The following is a 21,444-nucleotide window of genomic DNA, read 5'->3' as shown; positions in this document are numbered from 1 at the left end:
TTTAAACATCTATTAATGATCAATTATTTTATTTCTATCTCCCAAAAGCCACCAAACCACTGGGTTACTGAATTCGACATATGGCCGTTTATTTCGGTAATGCCATAGGCCAAATTCTCAAATACCCCAAACTGCAACAATAACAAACTGAGGCAAGCAGCCACTCCATAATGAATCCATGAGGTTTTTGGGGCAGAACGACGTCTTACATTTGTCGCCTTAGTCGCTCGTGATCTGCGCCCTGTTTCGAGCTGCTCAATATGTGTCATAACATCTGCTGCGAGATCCGGGAAGTCCATCTGCGCCTGCAGCTGTTCTCTGTCAGCATCCATTTCCGACCACAGCTCCGACATTGCTTTGGCTTCCTCCAGCCACTCTGCGCAATCAGGACATGACTCTATGTGCAATCGGATACTCAGCTCCATCTCTGGAGACAGTAGGCCGTCTATATAATGTGGCATCCATTCCTTCACTATTGCACAATTCATCGCCATTCCTCCCTTTGTTTACGCATCATCTGTCTGGCTCGATAAAGCTGCGATTCGATTGTTTTCACGGAAACTCCCTTTTGCTCTGCAATCTCTTGGTAGGAATTCCGCTGAAAATAGTACAGCTGGACGACCGACCGGTACGGTTCCGCCAGACTGTTCACATTCTCTCCTAATTCAGCTGATGTTTCCTGCTCAAGTACCTCATGCTCCGGAGTTTGAGACGTTACCCAATCATTTTCTGTGTAATCAGCTGCACTTCGGTACTTCCACTCCCTATCGTTGGCCCGTTTCCAGTCCAGACAGGTGCGGTAGGCAATCCGATACAGCCATGTCGAGAAGGAGGACTGTCCTCTGAAAGAGGGGAGCGCTTTATATGCTTTTATAAAAACCTCCTGGGCCATATCTTTGGCCGATTCGGCTTCCCCTGTGATTTTGACGCATACTCTGTATACCATGCCTTGGTAACGTGTCACCAAATGCCCAAAGGCTTGATGTTGACCGTTCAGCACAGCAGCAATCCATTCTGCCTCTTCCAGCTTTCTCCCCTCCTTCACCTTCATAACGTTAGACGCCAGACAATCCTTCCCCCCTGCAACCTATGCATAAATTTTTTTGAATTTTTTGAAATAGGCCGAAGAGAGGAATATATAGTTTGTTGTCGAATAATGTTTAACTATTATGACTAAAAGAAAACTCTTCTTAATTATCGCATTGTTTCTTATTATACTCACTGGATTTCGTATCCTATGGGTAATGATTTCTCCACACACCACACAACCAACATTGATCAATGGGGTGTTGGATTTACGGGATCAAAATATGAATCCGGACAAACTTCTTATTTTAGATGGGCAGTGGGAGTTCTACCCGGGTATGCTGCTTCCTTCATTCAACGAACAATCTCTAACCTCTGCTCCTACAAAATATATACAAGTCCCGGGGAACTGGAAAGATGCACTTAGCGATAGCGATAGTGATAAATCTGCTTATGGCTACGGCTCCTATCGACTACGTGTGCTTACAGATAATAATAAGAAGCAATCTTATAGTCTTCTCATTTCCGGAGCTCGCTCTTCTTCAGAAGTGTATATCAATGGTGAACGGCTGGGCAGCTCTGGCACTCCTGCTGAGAATAAAGAGCACTATATCCCATACATACTGCCTTATTCAGTATCCTTTACAACCGATAAAAGTGAGATTGAAATTGTGATCCATGTAGCCAACTATTCCTTCTCCCAAACGGGGGGAATTTCTAAAACGATTGTATTTGGCAGCGAAAAAGCTTTAACACAGGAAAGACTGCTATCTATTAGCCTACAGTTGCTATTATGTGTTGTTCTACTGCTGCACGCTGTATATGCTGTTATTTTATATATAATTGGGCTGCGGCAAAAGATGTTGATCTATTTTTTTCTGCTGGTAATATCCGCTATAACTACCGTACTCATAGATGATGACAGGCTTTTATTGCACGTATTTCCCTTGAACTATCAATGGAATTTCAAACTATTTTTTATCTCTTATATTGCTGTATTTATTTTTATCCTGCAGACAAGCAAACATCTTTTGTTCGCGGATTTAAAAATAAAAAGTATTCGTATCCTAACCATCCTGTCCATAGTAGACATCCTGTTCATATTATTTGGACCCGTTGTTCACTATTATGAATTTCACACACTGATTTTCGGCATAAATTTATTAGTTTTAGCATTAGGTGTCGTAATTCTTTTTCTGAGATCTATTGTTAAAAATTACGAAGGCTCTATTTTCCTGTTGTTATCCATGCTTGCCATCGTTAACAGCACACTTTGGGGAATGTTCAAGAATTATAACTGGGTCAACGTTACCTATTATCCTTTTGATCTAATTATCGCCTTTTTGTGCTTTGCGACTTTTGGATTTAAGCGATATCACTGGAATACTAAGGAGACAGAAAAACTGGCGCACAGCCTGCAGAGAAGTGTTACGCAAAAGGATGTTTTTTTGGCTAACACCTCACATGAATTAAAAAATCCGCTGTACAGTATCATTAACATTGCCGAAACTGTTCTGGACAGCGAGCGTGACACTGTAACGCATCAAAATGCTGAGAATTTAAAACTGCTCATTACTGTTGGAAGACGTATGTCCCTTCTGGTAGACGATCTGCTGGATCAATCCCAGCTCCGTGAAAGCAATATACAATTGCAGCTCAGAGAACTTAAGATTCAATCCTTCGCAGTGGGTGTGCTTGATATGTTCAAATTCTTAACAGAAGGGAAATCTTTAACCTTAATCTCAGAAATACCAGATTCATTCCCTTCTATTGTGGCTGATGAAAAAAGACTCATTCAGATCTTGTTCAATCTGCTTCAAAATGCTGTTAAATATACGACTGTAGGCACGATAAGAATCCATGCAGATATTCATAAAAAATCGGCGCAGATTCATATTACGGATACTGGTCTTGGCATGAACGAGGAGACGTTGCTCAGAGCTTTCCAGCCCTATGAACAGGGCGACTCCAGCATGAACGAAGTTAGCGGTGGCATCGGGCTTGGATTAAGCACCAGCAAGCAGTTAGTTGAACTTCACGGCGGGAAAATCAGTGTAGTCTCTACACTTGGAGAAGGTACTACCTTCACATTCACAATGCCGTTATACGATTCAACCAGCCGGGTATTGAATTCAGAACTGCCCTCTATGACTGAATTCTCGGACACGCCATCTATGATCACTTTATCCAAATTAACCGCGCCGGGTATCGTTTCATCAGCCCATGGAAGGAGACCCAAGCTTCTGGCTGTAGATGATGATCCGGTTAATCTAAAAATACTTACCAACGTACTTTCCATCAAGGACTATGAAATCGTTACGGTGACCAGCGGAAACGATGCTTTACTATTGCTGGATACCGCTCAGTGGGATTTAATTATTACAGATGTAATGATGCCACAAATGTCCGGGTATGAACTGGCGCATAGAATTCGTGAACGTTACACCATTGCTGAGCTTCCCATTTTGCTTCTGACGGCACGAAACCAACCAGAAGATATTTATACCGGATTCATTTCAGGTGCAAATGACTATGTAATGAAGCCTATGAATGCAATAGAGCTGAAGGCCCGTGTACGCTCCTTAACAGATCTAAAACAGTCCGTAAACGAACGGCTTCGTGTGGAAGCTGCCTATCTTCAAGCGCAAATACAACCACATTTCTTGTTCAACACATTAAATTCAATATCCGCGCTGGCCTCTTTTGATATTAATAGAATGAGTCACCTTGTGGATGCCTTCAGCTCTTATTTGCGTTTAAGCTTCAATTTCCTGAATGCTGAGCCTATGATACCGATTGAACGAGAGCTTGAGCTTGTTCGTGCCTACCTCTACATAGAGAAGGAGCGCTTTGAAGATAGGATGACCATTCATTGGGATTATGAGGAAAGCTTGCATTTTCAGCTGCCGCCTCTGACTATACAGCCACTGGTTGAAAATGCTGTCCGGCACGGTATTTTGAGTCGCTCCCAAGGAGGAACGGTGTCCATAACCATCAAGGAACAAGCTGGCGATATTGAAATCACGATATCAGACAATGGCCAAGGCATGAAAAACGAACAACTCCAGCAGTTGCTCAGCAATCCGTCTAATGATGTACGAGGAATCGGATTTTTAAATACACATAAACGGCTGTTGCGGGTCTACGGAAAAGGGCTGCAAATTAAAAGCTCCGAAGGGAAAGGAACTTCTGTGAGTTTTATTATTCCTTCTGACAAAAAAAATCCGCTTCGAAAACTTTCTGATTAACAGACAAACTATTGTGAACCCAAATATCAAGTAAGGATTCGACGTATTTTTGGCTAAAATACTATATCTGAGTGGTGATTAATAATGATTCAGGCAATATTAGTTGACGATGAACGGCTTGCCCTTGTGAAATTAGAGTTTATGTTAAAAAAAATACCATCCATACATATAGCCGCTTCCTATACGGACCCCTCGCAGGCCATTCAAGAGGCTCCGTCTTATCATCCTGACGTTATTTTTATTGATATTGAAATGCCTGAAATTAATGGTCTTCAAGCTGCGGAGATGCTCCAAGAGACCTGTCCAAACGCAAATATTATCTTTGTTACCGCGTATAACCATTATGCTGTGGAAGCCTTTGAGATCAATGCGCTCGATTATATTTTGAAGCCTGTGCGAAATGACCGACTACTGAAGGCCGTCCAACGGTTAGAAGAAAGATTGTCACTTGCCCCAAAACTCATCATTGCAACAGAAGAGGTAACCATTCGTTGTCTTCAATCGCTTCGTTTTGAACGAGGCGGACAATCTCTGAATAATCTGCGTTGGAGAACCTCTAAGGCCCAAGAGTTATTTGCTTTTTTGCTCCATAATCGCAACCGCTTTGTAAGTAAAGACATGCTGATTGAACTGCTGTGGCCTGACTTTAATCTGAAAAAGGCTTCTACCCATCTCTATACAACAATTTATCAAGTCCGGCAATGCTTAAAGCAGAATGAAGTCGACCTGCATATCAGCAACCTTAGCGGGGGGGAAGGCTATACCCTTGAAACCGGATCAATGTTGATCGATGTAGATAAGTGGGAACAGGGGATTCTGGCTCTGGAAACCATTAGTGAAGTTAATTGTGCGGAGCATCAAGTTTTATTCGAGCTTTATTCTGGAGATTACTTTGACGATTATGATTATTTATGGGCCGAAAGTGAGCGGCAACGCCTTCGTACCATTTGGCTGCACCATGCAATGGGCATTGCCCAATTTTATATAGAAAGCAACAGAATTGCCGAGGCCGTTACTGTCTATCAACGAGTAGTGCAGCTGCAGCCTTATTTTGAACAAGGGCATTTAGGATTAATGAAGGTCTACGACAGTATTGGAGAACGTTCCGCTGTGGAAGAGCAGTACAAGCTGCTCAAGGATTTGTTCCAAAAGGAACTTAACCTTGGCCTTCCAGCCAGCGTTGAGCACTGGTACGAGCAATGGGAACAGTTTAACCATAGAGTGCGATGAGCTAAATACCCTATCAAGACATAATAAAGACACCCGGATAAAACCGGGTGTCTTTATTATTACCTTCCTAGTTATTACGTTTGAATCGTCTTGTTAATACAAACCCTAGTAGTACCAGACTTCCACCTACCAAGTAGATCGGAAATGCGCTGTCTTCTCCCGTTTTCGGAAGCTGAGTCGGTTTATTGCTGTTATTTCCTGGCTTAGTAACTGTACCCTTTGGTACTTCCTCCACATCAATTTCTATGAGGATTTCTTCTTCATTTCCATTCTCATCTGTAACAATAATGGTGAACTTATCTTTACCAATATAGCCCGGATCAGGTGTGTAGACCCATTTGCCATCCTTAGTAATAATTACTTTACCATGTCCCGGCTCATCTCCCAGGCTTGGCACTCCCCCAAGTGGAATTTCACCTTCAATAGGAACATCTTCATTGGTAATCTCTTTCTGCACAGGTGGAGTTACCTGCGGAACAACAGGCGTACTAGTTGCCACAGGCTGGCTTGGAGTAGCTGTTGGCGTTGCTGTCGACACTGGCGTTACCATCGGTGTTGGTGAAGGTGTTGCCACCACAACTGGTGTTGGTGTTGGCGTAGAAGTAACGACTACTTCCGGAGTCGGTGATGGTGTCCAGATAGGACCTGTCGGTTCCTCTGGCGTCGACGTTGGTGTTGCTGTTGGTGTCGACGTTGGTGTTGCTGTCGGCGTCGACGTTGGTGTTGCTGTTGGCGTCGACGTTGGTGTTGCTGTCGGCGTCGACGTTGGTGTTGCTGTCGGCGTCGACGTTGGTGTTGCTGTCGGCGTCGACGTTGGTGTTGCTGTTGGTGTCGACGTTGGTGTTGCTGTCGGCGTCGACGTTGGTGTTGCTGTTGGTGTCGACGTTGGTGTTGCTGTCGGCGTCGACGTTGGTGTTGCTGTCGGCGTTGGTGTTACTGTTGGCGCTGGCGTTGGTGTTACTGTTGGCGCTGGCGTTGGTGTTACCGTTGGTGCTGGCGTTACGGTCGGTATAGGCGTTGCTGTTGGTGTCGGAACTTTGTTTTTAACCTGAAGGCTTATCCCTGTCGTCGAAGAAATAGTCACTTCATGTGGTGTTTGATCAAGAACATAACCAGCAGGTGCTGTTTTCTCAATTAATACATATTTCCCACCTGTCAGTTTGGTAAATTCAAGTATCCCGTTTGTATCCGTCGTGCCTTCCTTAATCCAGATCTTATCGGCATCAACTACGCGATACAGATCAAAAACGGCCCCACTTAACACCTTGCTGGTATTCCCGTCTTCTACTTTGGTAATCGTCAACGGTCCTCTTACGCCGCTTCCTGTACCGGAGCCGCTAGAGAGCTTAACGATAATTTCCTCGGTGCTTACACCTGGAACTACCTTGATGTTTTTACCATCAAAACTAACCTGATTGGTTACCTTATCATTGTTTTGTGCTGTGATCAGGGAATCATATTTTAAAATATAAGCTTCGGAAATATCCTTCAGGAAACTAAGCTTAAAGCTTTCTTTTCCGTCATTATCCGTTGTGATTTCCAGCTTATAATCTGTACCACTCACCAATTCTTGGTTGGTGGATGTTACATCCCCATTGCTTGCAACTTTCGTTTTGTAGACATGGAATGTATTGGACAGCAAGATTTGATTGTCGCTTGGAATATCCGTAATTACCGCTTCTTTTACAAAAGATTGGTTACGGTTGATGTAAACCGTCCAATGTATTTTATTGCCATCCTGCGCACCTTCTTTGTTAACATATTCCCCGCCCTGAGGGATATTAACAGAAGCTTGCAGTTTAGCGGACTCTACTTTCGTACCATCATATAACGTAGCTGTATTTTTAATTTCATTTGAATCAATCGCTTGATCCGCGAACGTTGTTTTGAAAGTGACGTAGAACGCATAATTAATCGTTTTATTAAATGTCACCTTCAGCTCACTGCCATCCAGCTCCACTTTATAATCAGCGGAATTCACACTAGCTTGAGGAGAAGGATTTCCATCCTTTCCATACTCCCATTTATTCACTTTCACAGAATCCATATTTACAACTTGGCCAGCTGAAATGGTATCAACCAGTTGAGCTTGGCTTAACGTTTTCTGATTATAATTAGCCCCAATGTTCCAAGTGATCTCCTTAGTTACAGCATTGTAGGAACCACTCTTCTTCCCATTGTTTTTAACCTCATCTCTTGGATTAAAGGTTGCGGTCGCTTCTTTATGCTTAGACTCCTTCACCCCATTAACCGTTTCTTTCCAATCGAGTGCACCTGTATTAGTGAATTGAGTTTTGCCCGGAGCCAGCCAATCATAGTTAAAGCTTGTTGTATAAGTAATTGTGTAAGGCTCATTTATCGGCGCATTAAAAGTAATCACAAATCCATCGTTTACTGCAACCGGATCATGCGCATTGTAAACAACACTATGGACGGTAGCAGTTCCACCTTTAGTTGGTTGAACCTTTAATGTACCCGGGACAAGCTTTAATCCGGCATTGCCAAAAGTATCTGTCACCACTAAATTTTCCATAGTCTTGCTGTCGTCGTTAATTTGGATAGTCCAATCGAGGGTCTTAGTCGCATAATTAACGTTGCTATAATTTTTATGGAGAATTTGCTGCTTGATATCACTGTAACCCGTTTCTGTTTTTCCATCATAAGTAATCTTGTTCGTAATCTTGCCATCATCAAATACTCTGCCATTTGCCTTTGTCTGATATTCAATACGGTAGGCAGAATTAATATCATTGTTAAATTTCAGATCAAAACCATTTAATCCCGTTGCAGTTGTTGGAGTTATTGTATATTCGCTTGAAGCGATTTCCGCGCTTTTAACCCCGTTGCCATTACTGTCGATCGTTACAGGATAAACTTTAACCGAGCTGAGAATCAGATCTTGGGTGTTATTGAATGTATCCTTCAAAATAGCATTTGCCGCTAAAATTGTTTTTTCATTGTAATTGAAATTAACAGCCCAGGAAATCACCTGATTCGCTGCATCGTATTTAGTGGACTCTTTCGATAGTGGTTTGCCACGTCCTACTGTAACTGTAGTGCTAGCCTTTTTAGAAAATCCGTTATCTCCTGTTAAGACTGCCTCATTCAAAAAGGTTTTCGCATCTACACCAGTACCAGTAATATCCGTAGAAAAGCCAATCCGGTAGGCCTTAGTAAGCGGGTTATCCGCAAATTTCAGCTTTAACTCTCCCAAAGTGGATCCTGTCACATCATACTTGCTGCTGTCCACTATATTGCCAAGACTCACAGTCCCATCGACCTTCACATCAAGCTCATAAACAGCAATAGATACCGTATTCAGTGATAATCCCGCAGGGAGTGTGTCTGTGACAACTGCATTTTTTACGCTTTCCAGTGCCTTATTCACATCAACCGTCCAAGCGATGCTTGTTGGGTTATAATACTGCGGCTTAGGCGAACCGTCTTTTTCTATAGTAGAGCTAACCTTCGGCTTAAAATTAAGCTCAATGGTCTGAGTACCGCCTTGTATCGGGAAAATCAGGGTTTGCTTCGTGGAGCCAGTAATCTTCTTGGAGCTCAAAAGTGACCTTACGGAGAAAGTCCCTCCCACCTTATCGTGGGTTTCGATATAAGCATTAAATGTAAATACAACGCGGTTAGTATTTTTGTCGACGGTATAAGTTCCTACAGGTTCATCGTCAAAAATAAGATCACCATTCAGATCGTTATAAAGTTCAAACTGTGTTGGAAGATCAAAGGTATAGGTGGACCCATCCTTATATCCATGCCCATCTGGAAGTGACCATGTATAGTTCAATTCCGAATAGGAATCAAGTTCATATACGCTTTCTGTAACCGTATTTGTGTATTTATCATCGGTGTATACAGCAAGCGTAACACTAGTAATGAGGTCATCTCCAATTACAGTACCGTTGCCACTCGCATATGCCTGCGAATTGACTCCAAAGCCAAAGCTGTAAGCCCATTGCGTCACAAGCAAGAATACTACGAGCAATGCGCTAATTTTCTTTTTTGATAACATTATTAAAAATGCCTCCTTTGTCACTCCGTTTATCGTGCTTTCCTAAGCTTTATCCTTTGATTCCCGTACTCTACTCCCCCGCATTAACCTCCTTGACTCTTTTTCATGATATAAATTTGCAACCTAACAACTATTGTAAATAGTCCATCTATACATAATCTGAACAGCATCCTATTACAGTCTTGGAGATCTTTTTATTGCAAAAAAAAACAGGGATATGCGCAATAACTCGCATATCCCTGTCGTATTTACTACTTAGTGGAAAATAAAAATAACAACATTGTACATCTTATAGACTAGCGTGATCACGTTTGGTGTAAGTCTTACGCTTCTCCAGAAGCTTGTTCAGCGCATCAATATAAGCGCGGGCACTTGCTTCCAGAATATCGGTGCTAAGTCCACGGCCTTGTGCAGCTACTTCTCCCTGCGACAGTACTACATGAACCTCACCTTGCGCATCTTTACCACGGGAGACCGATTTAATCGAATAATCTCCAAGGGTAACTTCCTCATTCGTGGCTTTATCAATAGCATTGTAGATGGCATCTACTGAACCATTACCTTCTGCCTCAGCTACAATCGGCTGGTCTTCCGGACCCGCAATAATAACCTTGGCGGTTGGAACAGCTTCATTACCATAAGTAACGAACATCGTTTGCAGCTTAAAGACTTCTGGCGTATCAATTAATTTCTCTTCAATCAAAGCCAAAATGTCTTCATCTGATACTTCTTTTTTCTTATCTGCCAAATCCTTAAATCTAGAAAAAGCGGTGTTCAGCTCTTCTTCGGACACATCATACCCTAGATCACTCAACTTATCGCGGAAAGCGTGACGTCCAGAGTGTTTGCCGAGTACCAGCTTGCTCTCTTTAAGTCCAATAGTCTCCGGTGTCATGATCTCGTAGGTAGTTTTCTCTTTCAGCATCCCGTCCTGGTGAATACCCGATTCATGAGCAAATGCGTTAGCTCCTACAATCGCTTTATTCCCTGGAACCACCATACCTGTCAGCTTGCTGACCAGACGGCTTGTGCGAGAGATCTCGGATAACGTAAGCGATGTTTTTGCGCCAAAAAATTCAGCCCGTGTCTCAAGCGCTAGCGCAACTTCTTCAATCGCTGTGTTCCCGGCACGTTCACCGATACCGTTGATCGTTCCTTCGATCTGATCTGCACCATTCTGAATCGCAGCCAGCGTATTTGCTGTAGCCATACCAAGATCGTTATGACAATGGGCACTAAGCTGTACGCGTTCAATATCAGGCACATTCTCTTTTAGATATTTAAAGATAGCTCCGTACTCCGAAGGATTCAAATAACCTACAGTATCCGGGATATTAACAACATTAGCGCCTTCCCGGATAGCCATGCCGACCATTTCAGCCATGAAATCATACTCCGTACGGCCCGCGTCTTCTAATGAAAACTCGAGCTTAGGGAAATATTTTTTAGCGTATCGGATAGCAGACTGTGCAGTTTCCAACACCTGAGCCTTATCCATCCGTAGCTTATGCTGGCGGTGAATAGGAGATGTAGCTAGAAAAATATGAATACAAGGGTCCTGCGCTCCCTGTAGTGCTTCTTTTACAGCATCAATATCTGTCTCTCTAGAACGAGAAAGGCCGATTACCGTGACGTTCTTCACAGCTCTTGCCACCGCATTAACAGAAGCTAGATCACCTGGAGAAGCTGCAGGAAAACCCGCTTCCATGCGATCAATTCCCAGCTTCTCTAACTGGTAAGCGATCTCCACTTTCTCACGCGTGTTGAGGTTCACACCTGGTGACTGCTCTCCATCTCGCAGTGTCGTATCGAACACATAAATTTTCCGCATGCTAAGCACCTCCCAAAAATTGTGCTGAAACTCTCAAATGCGGCTCGCAAAGTCACGGCCGCATTTGAAGGTAATACTATTTAATCATAAGTATGATTATGATTATTTCTTAATCCAGTGCATCATTTCACGCAATTGGCTACCTACAACTTCTACTGGGTGAGCAGCTTCGTTGCGGCGAGTAGCGGTAAGGAAAGCACGTCCGGATTGGTTTTCAAGGATAAAGTCACGAGCGAATTTACCTTCTTGAATATCTGTCAGAACAGCTTTCATAGCTTTTTTAGTATCTTCAGTTACAATGCGTGGTCCAGTTACATAGTCACCGTACTCAGCAGTGTTACTGATGGAATCGCGCATGCTGGACAATCCGCCTTCGTATACCATGTCAACGATCAGCTTCAATTCGTGCAGACATTCGAAGTAAGCCATTTCAGGAGCATATCCTGCTTCAGTCAATGTTTCGAAGCCAGCTTTGATCAGTGCAGATACACCACCGCAAAGTACAGCTTGTTCACCGAACAAGTCAGTTTCGGTTTCTTCACGGAAAGAAGTTTCGATAACCCCTGCACGTGTACAGCCGATACCTTTTGCATAAGCAAGACCGATTTCTTTAGCTTTTCCAGTTGCATCTTGTTCGATAGCAATCAAGCCAGGAACGCCAAAGCCTTCAACATAAGTACGACGAACCATGTGACCTGGAGATTTTGGTGCTACAAGCAGCACGTCTGCATCTTTAGGAGCAACGATTTGTCCAAAGTGTACGTTAAAGCCGTGGGAGAACATCAAAGCTGCGCCTTTTTTAAGGTTTGGTTCTACTTCATTTTTATATACCGAAGCCTGTGTTTCATCTGGCATTAGGATTTGCACAACATCTGCACGGGATACTGCTTCAGCTACTGGCAATACTTCAAAACCGTCATTTTTCGCAGTTTCAAAAGATTTACCTTCACGAAGACCGATGACAACTTGAAGACCACTGTCACGCAGGTTTTGTGCTTGGGCATGTCCTTGGCTACCGTACCCGATTACCGCAATTGTCTTTCCTTTTAATACACTAAGTTCTGCATCCTGTTCATAGTACGTTGTAACTGCCATTGTCAATATCCTCCTTTAATTTGAGACCCATCATAAAGAGCGGGTGCTTCAAGAGAACTGGATTCATAGAAGATCTAGCTGCTCCTCAAGCTCCCGCTCTTTAGCGGGAAGTTCATTCATATCATATCAGATTAATGCAATCAAGCAGTAATCCGTTAAAGTCGCAAAATAAAATATTTAAGAGTTACCGCGTACCATAGCCGTAATACCCGTGCGAGACAGCTCTCTGATTCCATAAGGTTTCAAAAGCTCGATCATCGCATCAATCTTCACTGTATCTCCAACTACCTGTACTAACAATGTAGTGCTGCCAATATCAACAACTGAAGCCCGGAAGGTTTCTACAACGCCCATAATTTCCGGACGCTCACTTGGATCAGCATTCACTTTAATCAGAGCCAGCTCACGAGCAACCATTGGCTTAGATCCAAGATCAACGACTTTAATTACATCAATTAACTTGTAGAGCTGCTTCTCGATTTGTTCAAGCGTATGCTGGTCTCCAAGAGTAACGATAACCATCCGGGACAATCCAACCTCTTCAGACTGGCCAACCGTAATACTCTCAATATTAAATCCGCGGCGACCGAACAAACCCGACACCCGTTGAAGCACACCCGGCTGGTCATTTACGAGTACAGAAATCGTATGTCTTGTCACTGTTATTCATCCCCCATCAGCATATGATCGATGGTTGAACCTTGAGTTACCATCGGGTAGACATTCTCGTCTTTTGGAACAACGAATTCTACCAATACTGGACCCGGTGTTTCCAGTGCCTTCTGCCATGCATCACGTGCTTCTTCCTTATTCGTCGCCCGTAGACCTTTTACGCCATAGGCCTCAGCCAGCTTAACGAAGTCCGGACTGCCTGCGAGATCTGTAAAGCTGTAACGTTTATCATAGATAAGATTCTGCCATTGGCGAACCATGCCAAGCACCTGATTGTTAATTACTACAATTTTGACTGGTATATTGTTAATCGCACATATTGCTAGCTCTTGGGAACACATTTGCATGCCGCCATCACCATTAATCGATACTACCAACCGTTCAGGATGTGCCATCTGTGCACCGATAGCTGACGGGAATCCGAAGCCCATCGTTCCAAGACCACCTGAAGTAATCCATGAACGCGGATGATTGAACTTATAGTATTGTGCAGCCCACATTTGATGCTGACCAACATCCGTTGTGACAATCGCTTCACCTTTAGTGGTGTCATTGATCATTTCAATCACCCATTGTGGTTTAAGCTCTGTTTCTGAATCCTTATACCGAAGCGGCTGATCTAGCTTCCACTGAGCAATCTGTGTTCTCCAAGCATCAGCATTAGATGCGCGTCCAACCTCAGGATTCAGCATTTCCAATACAGTTTTCACATCGCCTACAATCGGAATATCAGGCGATACATTTTTCCCGATTTCTGCAGGGTCTATATCGATATGCACGATTTTGGCTTTTGGCGCGAAGCCGTCCAGTCTGCCAGTAACACGATCATCAAAACGTGCACCGATATTAATGAGCAAATCGCACTGTTGAATTGCATTATTCGCGGTATACGTACCATGCATACCCGGCATTCCCATCCAAAGTTCTTCTGCACTAGGGAAAGCTCCGAGACCCAGCAAGGTTGTAGTAATTGGAATCTCTGTCCGTTTCACGAATTCGAACATAGCTTCATGTGCTCCGGAGTAAATAACTCCACCACCTGCAATGATAATCGGACGTTCAGCAACCGCAATCGCACGAACCAATTTATCAAGCTGCAGTTTGTTTGGAACTGTACAAGGATTGTAGCCTCGAAGATTCACTGTTTTCACTGGTGTGAACAACGTCTTCGCTGCTGACACGTCTTTCGGAATATCGATCAACACTGGACCTTTACGACCGGTATTCGCCACATGGAAAGCTTCATGTATAACACGCGGGAGATCCTCAACATCTCTTACAAAGTAGCTATGCTTAGTGATTGGCATCGTTATCCCGGTAATGTCTGCTTCCTGGAAAGCATCTGTACCGATCAGGCTGGAGAATACGTTACCTGTGATTACAACCAATGGAGTGGAGTCCATATATGCTGTAGCAATACCTGTTACAAGATTCGTTGCTCCGGGACCCGAGGTAGCTATACATACCCCTGGTTTGCCACTTGCTCTAGCGTAACCGTCAGCTGCATGAATAGCGCCTTGCTCATGACGTGTTAACACGTGATTGAAATCCGTAAAACCGTACAATGCATCATAGATGTACAATACAGCTCCACCCGGATATCCGAATACAGTGTCTACACCTTCTAATACAAGGCTGCGGAGTAATATCTCGGAACCGGAAATGACCTCCGGCTCCATCCATTTTTCTTTTAACTGCTCAGTAGACCGTAATTCCGGTATTTGCGCGCTCATCAGTATTCCTCCTCCGATATTTAACATTCATTATGCAAATGACGGACCGTCCTTTATACATCAGCAAATGGTTCCTTATAAAACAAAAAAACCTTTCGCCTCCCACGCACAGTATTAGCGCGTGAGGGACGAAAGGTTGATCTTCCGTGGTACCACCCATGTTTGCATTACATCTCGCGATGCAACGCCTTATCAGGTATACAAAAATCCATCGATGTAGGCAAGGGCCCTAATCTCTGTAACCTGAAGTCCCTAACGCGGACTAAACGATTTCCCCTAATAATTCCACCACTCTAGCCAGTGGACCTTTCAGGAAAACAGCTCCGAGGTGAGCTCGTATATAAGGGATTTCGGTGGAGGTTGCAGCAGATCCTCACACTCTCTGAGCAAAAGAGCCCTTAAAACTTCGTCCTCATCATTGCCGATACATGTATGTTCGATAAAATGTTTAGACACATTATATGATTCCTAACATGGATAAGTCAATACCCTTATTTTTAATATTGTCACAACTCCTACTTCTACGTGCTTGGAACCCCCACCCCGCTCCCGACATATGATGTACGACAATGCGTAGAAAGGGGGCGCTCTATGATCCGTTATCGTCGGCCCAAGCAGGATGACGTCATTATCCTTGATTTAATCGAGCGACAGCTTGTACCATTATCTCATTTGCCAAAGACTGAAATTGCCAAAATCAAAAAAGATATCCCCCGTCGTCTGGGACACGGTATCACCTTAGTCGCCTGTCCCGACTATGAGAGTGATCCAATGGGGTTTGTCCATTTCCTGCTGCATGGTGATTTACTTTATATCGATATGTTAGCCATAGCACCCGCAGCACGGCGCAAACACTTGGGGAATATGCTCATGGATCGAGCAGAACGATTTGCACTATCACGCGGATGTCATCGGGCTAAGGTATCCGTCGATTTAGGAAATACAGCAGCTCTTGCCTTTTATCAAAAATTGGGCTACAGCGTAGCCCGTTATCAATCCCTAAGCTTCTGTTACGAACTGGAAAAAAGGTTCATCTAATTAAATCAAAACTCAACTGAACTTAAAAGAATCCGAAAGGTGGATAGGGTGTGCCTCCGTACCCATAGCCTCCATAAGGATTGCCATAGCCAGGACCTCCACCATAAGGCACTCCACCGCCATAGCCACCACCAAAAGCATAAGGTGCTGTACCAATGGCAAGCAAATCAAACAACACTAAAGGAATGATTGCTTTGGTTTGTACTTTTTTACCACTTACGCGTTGTAATATCAGACGATTTCCGGATACACGCAGCAGTTTACCTGTCACCTGAGTACCGTCTTTTTTTACTGCAATGATCTCCTTACCTACGAGTCTCATAACTTGCTTCTTCGTAACTGGCTTAGTCATATGATCCCCTCCTAAATGTTTTGTACGCCTCTCATTCGCATCATCTACAAAACAGTCTATTCGTTGGAAAGGACCTTCGCCTATACACTTGCCCTCCTACCTCAATGTTTATCCTTGCTGATCCTAATAAAAAAGCCGTATTTCCGGGAAAAGACCGGAAATACGGCTTTGAATAGTTACATGTCTATCGCTTACCAGGATCGTATGGCTGTCCTAATGCCTTAGGAGCAGAGGAACGGCCTACAGCCCCTACCAGTACGATGATAGTCAATACATAAGGGATCATAAAGATAAACTCTTGAGGAATATTTTGTGACCACTCATACAATTGAACATAGTTGCGAATCGCTTGGGAGAATCCGAAGAATACCGCTGCACCAAAGGCACCAAGTGGATTCCATTTCCCAAAGATCATCGCTGCAATGGCGATAAAACCTTGACCAGAGATTGTATTATGTCCAAAGGTTCCGGTTGTTGTTAAAGTGATTGTAGCCCCACCAATACCCGCCATCAATCCACTCAACATTACACCGATATATCTCATCCGATTAACTTTTACACCCAGTGTATCTGCAGCACTTGGATGCTCACCTACAGCACGCAAACGCAATCCAAATGGCGTCTTAAACAGAACCAAATAAATAACGATGACCAGTATAATGGCCAAATAAGTTGTAGGATAGGAATTAAAAATCCCTTCACCAATCACTGGGATTTTGGAGAGCCCAGGAATTGCAACCTTGCTGAATCCGTCAATGATCGGAGTTTCAGCAGATCCATCAAACAGGAGCTTTACCATGTAGAGCGTGCTGCCTGCAGCTAAAAAGTTAATAACCGTACCACTAATCGTCTGATCAGATTTAAAGGTTATAGATGCAACCGCATGAATTAGTGAGCCTAGCACACCAACAGCTATAGCACAGAGTACACCAACCCAAGGAGCCCATTCGCCCATTCCAGCGTCCTGAGCATAATAACCGCCTACTGCTGCCGCAAAGGCACCAAACATCATCAAACCTTCAAGTCCAATGTTTACGACACCGGAACGTTCAGAGAAGATGCCGCCAAGTGAGGCAAAAATGAGCGCTGTGGAAAAAACAAGCGTTGTATTAAGCAGTTGACCTAACGTCTGCAGATCCATCTATAACACCTTCTCTTTCTTGCGCTTGAAGTAAAAGGGCTTAAGCACCCAGCGCACAATCCCTTGTGCCGCAATAAAGAATATAATTGAACCAATAACGATACGAATAAGCTCCGGTGGAACATCTGCAGCAAAACTCATACCCGCAGAACCATAAGTCAGCGTACCGTAGAGAATCGCAGCCAGAATAACACCAAGTGGATGTGTTAAACCAAGAAGAGCAACGGCGATACCATCAAATCCATATCCTGGCGATGCCGCGAAAATAGCTTGATAATGGAATACACCAAGCACCTCTCCTGCTCCGGCCAGACCGGCGAATACACCACTTATGAACATTGCCTTCATAACGTTACGTCCAACATTCATCCCTGCATATTCGGCAGCATGTGGATTGTAACCAACTGCACGCATTTCGTAGCCCTGCTTGGTCTTCCATAAGTACACATAGAAGAATACCGCTGCAGCAAGAGCAATAGCTGTACCCCAGTGTAGACGTGCATTATCAAATATCGAATTCAAAAAGGTCATGGAAAGTGAAGCCGGAATATCCTCGGAACGATTTTGTCCTGGAAGCAACAAAAAGTTTCTAACGATATAATTCGACAGGTAAAGAGCGATCCAGTTTAACATGATTGTGGTAATAACTTCATTAATCCCACGTTTTGCTTTCAAATAACCGGCAATCCCTGCCCATAAACCACCGCAGAGACCCGCAATAATTACAGCAAGCGGGACAAGCAGGAAGGACGGCAGACCTGCCATCTTAATACCCACCACTGTTGCCGCTGTCATACCAATCATTACTTGGCCATCTGCCCCGATATTAAACATCCCTGAACGGAATGCGAAAGCTACGGCTAGCCCTGTAAGCATTAATGGTGTCATTTCGCGCACAGCTTCACCAAAGTTATACAAATTACCAAACACCCGTTTGAACAGTGCGGAGTAAGCAGTTATCGGATCATAACCGCCCAGAAGCATAACTATTGCTCCCACAAGAAAACCAAGCACGATGGCAACCAGAGGAACGATGTAGCTGTCAGTTGTGAAGATTTTTTTGAACTTATTCAACTGCCTTACCTCCCCGCTGCAAGCTGCCTGCCATCATAAGACCCAGTTCCTGATCATTCGTATCTTGCGGGAACACTTCACCGACAATTTTCCCTTCATAGATAACAGCGATTCTGTCAGAGACGTTCATAATCTCGTCCAATTCAAAGGAAATAAGTAGAACAGCCTTTCCTTGATCACGCTGAGCTATGAGTTGCTTCTGAACAAATTCGATAGCCCCAACATCTAGACCGCGTGTAGGTTGTGCGGCAATTAACAATGTCGGATTTTTATCTATTTCCCGCGCAATAATCGCTTTCTGTTGATTTCCGCCGGATAAAGAACGGGCTTTGGTCTCTATTGAAGGTGTACGTACATCAAATTGCTCTATAAGCTTCGCTGCGTACTTATCAATGACATCATTTTGCAAAAAGCCATTTTTGTTGTAAGGACTCTTATAATAAGTTTCCAAAACCATATTCTCACTCATGGTGAAATCAAGCACTAACCCATGCTTGTGGCGGTCCTCAGGAATATGAGAGACATTCATCTCTGAAACCTTCCGCGGTGATAAATTAGCAATTTCATTGCCAGACACGGTAATCGAACCCGAATCAATTTTGCGCAGACCTGTAATGGCCTGGATCAACTCACTTTGTCCATTGCCATCTACGCCAGCAATCCCGAGAATTTCCCCTGCTTTAACTTCAAAGCTAAGACCATCCAGTACGGAGACCCCGTCTTTACTCTTACTGCTGACATCCTTCAGTTTGAGTACAGATTGACCAACCTCAGGAGCTTTCTTGTCCACTTTGAAAGTTACGCCACGCCCAACCATTTTTTCAGCTAGCTCATTAGGGTTAGTCTCTGCGGTATTCACAGTATCAATTACTTTCCCACGTCTAATAATGGTGACCCGATCAGATATTTGCATGATTTCTTTAAGCTTATGCGTGATCAAAATAATGGATTTTCCCTCTGCAACAAGCCGCTTCATAATCGCCATGAGTTCCGTAATTTCTTGAGGCGTAAGTACTGCGGTCGGCTCATCAAATATGAGAATATCCGCTCCACGGTACAGGGTCTTCATAATCTCTACCCTTTGCTGCATACCTACCGAAATGTCATGAATAACGGCATTTGGATTCACTTGCAGGCCATATTGCTCCGATAGCTTCCGAACCTGTTCCGCAGCGGATTTATAGTCAATTTTAAGACCTTTTTTCGGCTCCATCCCAAGAACAATATTCTCGGTCACCGTAAAAGGCTCCACAAGCTTGAAATGCTGATGAACCATACCAATACCAAGCTCAATAGCTTTATTGGGGTTATCAATAATAACCGGTTTCCCGTCGATTTCAATACTGCCTTCATCCGGTTGATACAATCCAAATACAATATTCATTAAAGTGGACTTGCCTGCACCATTCTCACCAAGCAATGCAAGAATTTCACCCTTTTTAAGCGTCAAGCTAATGGAATCGTTAGCAACAATACCGGGAAAGCGTTTTGTGATTTGCTTCAACTCTACGACAGGAGCCGCAGCACTCATGGAATCACCCTCATCACAGAATATATAACTACCTTATAGACACGGATGTACCGCCCTTTGTAAGGCGGTATATCTATGTTCCTCATATCATAACCAGTGCTTTAACAAGGAATAAGGCCAGCACAACACCGGCCTTATTCTTTGATCCTTATTGTAATGCAATAAATGGAGACTAACTATTACTCGGAAGGAACAGTGATTGTTCCATCAATGATTTGTTTTTTGTATTCTTCAACTTTAGCCAGGATCTCTTCAGAAACGTTGTCCTTAGTATCAGAAATACCTACACCATTATCTTTCAGACCAAGAACGGTTGTAGTACCACCCTTGAACGTACCGTCAATTACTTCTTTAGAAACTTTAAGAACAGCTTCGTCTACACGTTTGATCATGGAAGTCAAAGTAACGTCAGTACCAAACTCGATGGATTGGTCTTTATCTACACCAATAACCCATACTTTAGAACCGCCTGCTTTGTTACGAGCTTTAGCTTCGTTAAATACGCCATTTCCTGTTTGTCCAGCAGCAGGGAAGATAATGTCGTTTCCGTCGTTATACAATGTAGCTGCAAGAGATTTACCAACGTCTGGTTTGTCATAACCACCAGCATAAGTAGGTGTTACTTTAGCTGAAGGGTTAACTGCTGCTACACCAGCTTTAAAGCCAGCTTCAAAACGTTTGATTACAGGGCTTTCCAGACCACCGATGAATGCAACTTTGTTAGTTTTTGTAGTCAGACCAGCAACCACACCAACCAAGAAGGAACCTTCATTTTCGGAGAAAGTAACGGAAGCTACGTTAGGAGCTTCAACTACGCTATCAATGATAGCCAAGTTAGCATTTGGGTTCTCAGTAGCTACTTTTTTAATTGCGTCGCCAAGATCAAAACCAATACCCCAAGTCAAGTTGTATCCATCTTTAACGAAGGAGTTAAGGTTTGGCTCATAGTCAGCATTTGATTTACTTTGCAAGTACTTAACGCCACTACCTGTTTCTTTTTCAAGAGCTTGCAATGCTTCCCATGCGGATTGGTTAAACGATTTATCGTTTACGCCACCAATGTCAGTAACCATACCAAATTTGAAATCGGATTTAGGTGCGTTTGTTCCTGCATTGGTTCCTGCATTAGTTTCACCTTTAGCGGCGTTGTTATTGTTGTTTCCACAGCCTGTCAAAACGACTGTAAGAGACAGCAACATTGCAAGAGATAGCTTTAAACCTTTTTTCATTGAATGTAATCCCCCTTAAAATATTGGATGTCTTCTGTGTTCTGCTTGGACATTCCATTAGTTCAAATTATAACTGCAATAAAATCTAAAATCCAGTGCATAAATGACCTCAGGTCAATAATAATTTGCACTTTTTAGCAAGTAACCGCTTTCCATGACATAGCATGTTACAGTTATGTCTGGTTAATGTCAGAAACCCTGATTTTACTCTGTATAGTAT

At 43.4% G+C, this 21,444-nt stretch carries 15 protein-coding genes; 3 read left to right on the top strand and 12 right to left on the bottom strand.

What is annotated here, in order from left to right:
- Window positions 1–23: 23 nt before the first annotated feature.
- The gene (locus NYE58_RS07640; protein ID WP_036680116.1) at window positions 24–488 is read right to left on the bottom strand and encodes an anti-sigma factor family protein; all 465 of its coding nucleotides are present in this window, start codon (window positions 486–488) and stop codon (window positions 24–26) included.
- Window positions 485–1,051, bottom strand: coding sequence for an RNA polymerase sigma factor (locus NYE58_RS07635; protein WP_051491104.1), 567 nt, complete (start codon window positions 1,049–1,051; stop codon window positions 485–487). Before NYE58_RS07635 ends, NYE58_RS07640 begins: the two co-directional genes overlap by 4 nt.
- A gap of 118 nt (window positions 1,052–1,169) precedes the next feature.
- On the opposite strand from NYE58_RS07635, the gene NYE58_RS07630 reads away from it, so the two are divergent.
- A complete protein-coding gene (locus tag NYE58_RS07630) occupies window positions 1,170–4,274 on the top strand; it encodes a hybrid sensor histidine kinase/response regulator (protein WP_076317134.1) in 3,105 nt (1,034 codons plus the stop codon).
- A gap of 84 nt (window positions 4,275–4,358) precedes the next feature.
- Complete coding sequence (locus tag NYE58_RS07625) at window positions 4,359–5,504, top strand: response regulator (RefSeq protein ID WP_051491105.1); 1,146 nt, start codon at window positions 4,359–4,361, stop codon at window positions 5,502–5,504.
- Window positions 5,505–5,571: 67 nt separating this feature from the next.
- Here the strand turns inward: NYE58_RS07625 and NYE58_RS07620 are convergent, their stop codons facing one another.
- The 5 genes from NYE58_RS07620 to ilvB form a co-directional block, all read right to left on the bottom strand.
- Window positions 5,572–9,528 (bottom strand): collagen binding domain-containing protein, encoded by a 3,957-nt coding sequence (locus NYE58_RS07620; protein WP_341001527.1) that lies wholly within the window; start codon window positions 9,526–9,528, stop codon window positions 5,572–5,574.
- Window positions 9,529–9,817: 289 nt separating this feature from the next.
- Window positions 9,818–11,359, bottom strand: a complete 1,542-nt coding sequence (locus tag NYE58_RS07615) for a 2-isopropylmalate synthase (protein WP_036679482.1) — start codon at window positions 11,357–11,359, stop codon at window positions 9,818–9,820.
- A 102-nt stretch (window positions 11,360–11,461) separates the two neighbouring features.
- A complete protein-coding gene (gene ilvC / locus NYE58_RS07610; protein WP_036679485.1) occupies window positions 11,462–12,454 on the bottom strand; it encodes a ketol-acid reductoisomerase in 993 nt (330 codons plus the stop codon).
- A 177-nt stretch (window positions 12,455–12,631) separates the two neighbouring features.
- Complete coding sequence (gene ilvN / locus NYE58_RS07605; protein WP_170914191.1) at window positions 12,632–13,120, bottom strand: acetolactate synthase small subunit; 489 nt, start codon at window positions 13,118–13,120, stop codon at window positions 12,632–12,634.
- Window positions 13,117–14,859, bottom strand: a complete 1,743-nt coding sequence (gene ilvB, locus NYE58_RS07600) for a biosynthetic-type acetolactate synthase large subunit (protein ID WP_036679490.1) — start codon at window positions 14,857–14,859, stop codon at window positions 13,117–13,119. The genes ilvN and ilvB overlap by 4 nt, the downstream gene beginning before the upstream one ends.
- Before the next feature lie 591 nt (window positions 14,860–15,450).
- On the opposite strand from ilvB, the gene NYE58_RS07595 reads away from it, so the two are divergent.
- On the top strand, window positions 15,451–15,897 hold the full coding sequence (locus tag NYE58_RS07595) for a GNAT family N-acetyltransferase (RefSeq protein WP_036679492.1): 447 nt from the start codon (window positions 15,451–15,453) through the stop codon (window positions 15,895–15,897).
- Window positions 15,898–15,919: 22 nt separating this feature from the next.
- Here NYE58_RS07595 and NYE58_RS07590 read toward each other — a convergent pair whose 3' ends face one another.
- The 5 genes from NYE58_RS07590 to NYE58_RS07570 all read right to left on the bottom strand — a co-directional run bounded on the left by NYE58_RS07590 (window position 15,920) and on the right by NYE58_RS07570 (window position 21,224).
- A complete protein-coding gene (locus NYE58_RS07590; RefSeq protein WP_341001525.1) occupies window positions 15,920–16,249 on the bottom strand; it encodes a hypothetical protein in 330 nt (109 codons plus the stop codon).
- A 184-nt stretch (window positions 16,250–16,433) separates the two neighbouring features.
- Window positions 16,434–17,390, bottom strand: coding sequence for an ABC transporter permease (locus NYE58_RS07585; RefSeq protein WP_036679496.1), 957 nt, complete (start codon window positions 17,388–17,390; stop codon window positions 16,434–16,436).
- On the bottom strand, window positions 17,391–18,464 hold the full coding sequence (locus NYE58_RS07580; protein WP_036679498.1) for an ABC transporter permease: 1,074 nt from the start codon (window positions 18,462–18,464) through the stop codon (window positions 17,391–17,393).
- On the bottom strand, window positions 18,457–19,995 hold the full coding sequence (locus NYE58_RS07575) for an ABC transporter ATP-binding protein (protein WP_036679500.1): 1,539 nt from the start codon (window positions 19,993–19,995) through the stop codon (window positions 18,457–18,459). The genes NYE58_RS07580 and NYE58_RS07575 overlap by 8 nt, the downstream gene beginning before the upstream one ends.
- A gap of 179 nt (window positions 19,996–20,174) precedes the next feature.
- Window positions 20,175–21,224 (bottom strand): BMP family lipoprotein, encoded by a 1,050-nt coding sequence (locus NYE58_RS07570; protein WP_036679503.1) that lies wholly within the window; start codon window positions 21,222–21,224, stop codon window positions 20,175–20,177.
- Between the last annotated feature and the right edge of the window lie 220 nt (window positions 21,225–21,444).

The sequence above is a fragment of the Paenibacillus sp. FSL L8-0708 genome (assembly GCF_038009325.1).
Taxonomy (GTDB): domain Bacteria; phylum Bacillota; class Bacilli; order Paenibacillales; family Paenibacillaceae; genus Paenibacillus_AQ; species Paenibacillus_AQ odorifer.
Note: the sequence above shows the minus strand (reverse complement) of the source record. Positions and strands in the feature narration are given on the sequence as shown.

Bases quoted from the DNA above. Each gene is read 5' to 3' on its own strand.
- NYE58_RS07640 (WP_036680116.1), bottom strand. From the start codon at position 488: ATGAATTGTGCAATAGTGAAGGAATGGATGCCACATTATATAGACGGC.
- NYE58_RS07635 (WP_051491104.1), bottom strand. From the start codon at position 1,051: ATGAAGGTGAAGGAGGGGAGAAAGCTGGAAGAGGCAGAATGGATTGCT.
- NYE58_RS07630 (WP_076317134.1), top strand. From the start codon at position 1,170: ATGACTAAAAGAAAACTCTTCTTAATTATCGCATTGTTTCTTATTATA.
- NYE58_RS07625 (WP_051491105.1), top strand. From the start codon at position 4,359: ATGATTCAGGCAATATTAGTTGACGATGAACGGCTTGCCCTTGTGAAA.
- NYE58_RS07620 (WP_341001527.1), bottom strand. From the start codon at position 9,528: ATGTTATCAAAAAAGAAAATTAGCGCATTGCTCGTAGTATTCTTGCTT.
- NYE58_RS07615 (WP_036679482.1), bottom strand. From the start codon at position 11,359: ATGCGGAAAATTTATGTGTTCGATACGACACTGCGAGATGGAGAGCAG.
- ilvC (WP_036679485.1), bottom strand. From the start codon at position 12,454: ATGGCAGTTACAACGTACTATGAACAGGATGCAGAACTTAGTGTATTA.
- ilvB (WP_036679490.1), bottom strand. From the start codon at position 14,859: ATGAGCGCGCAAATACCGGAATTACGGTCTACTGAGCAGTTAAAAGAA.
- NYE58_RS07595 (WP_036679492.1), top strand. From the start codon at position 15,451: ATGATCCGTTATCGTCGGCCCAAGCAGGATGACGTCATTATCCTTGAT.
- NYE58_RS07590 (WP_341001525.1), bottom strand. From the start codon at position 16,249: ATGACTAAGCCAGTTACGAAGAAGCAAGTTATGAGACTCGTAGGTAAG.
- NYE58_RS07585 (WP_036679496.1), bottom strand. From the start codon at position 17,390: ATGGATCTGCAGACGTTAGGTCAACTGCTTAATACAACGCTTGTTTTT.
- NYE58_RS07575 (WP_036679500.1), bottom strand. From the start codon at position 19,995: ATGAGTGCTGCGGCTCCTGTCGTAGAGTTGAAGCAAATCACAAAACGC.
- NYE58_RS07570 (WP_036679503.1), bottom strand. From the start codon at position 21,224: ATGAAAAAAGGTTTAAAGCTATCTCTTGCAATGTTGCTGTCTCTTACA.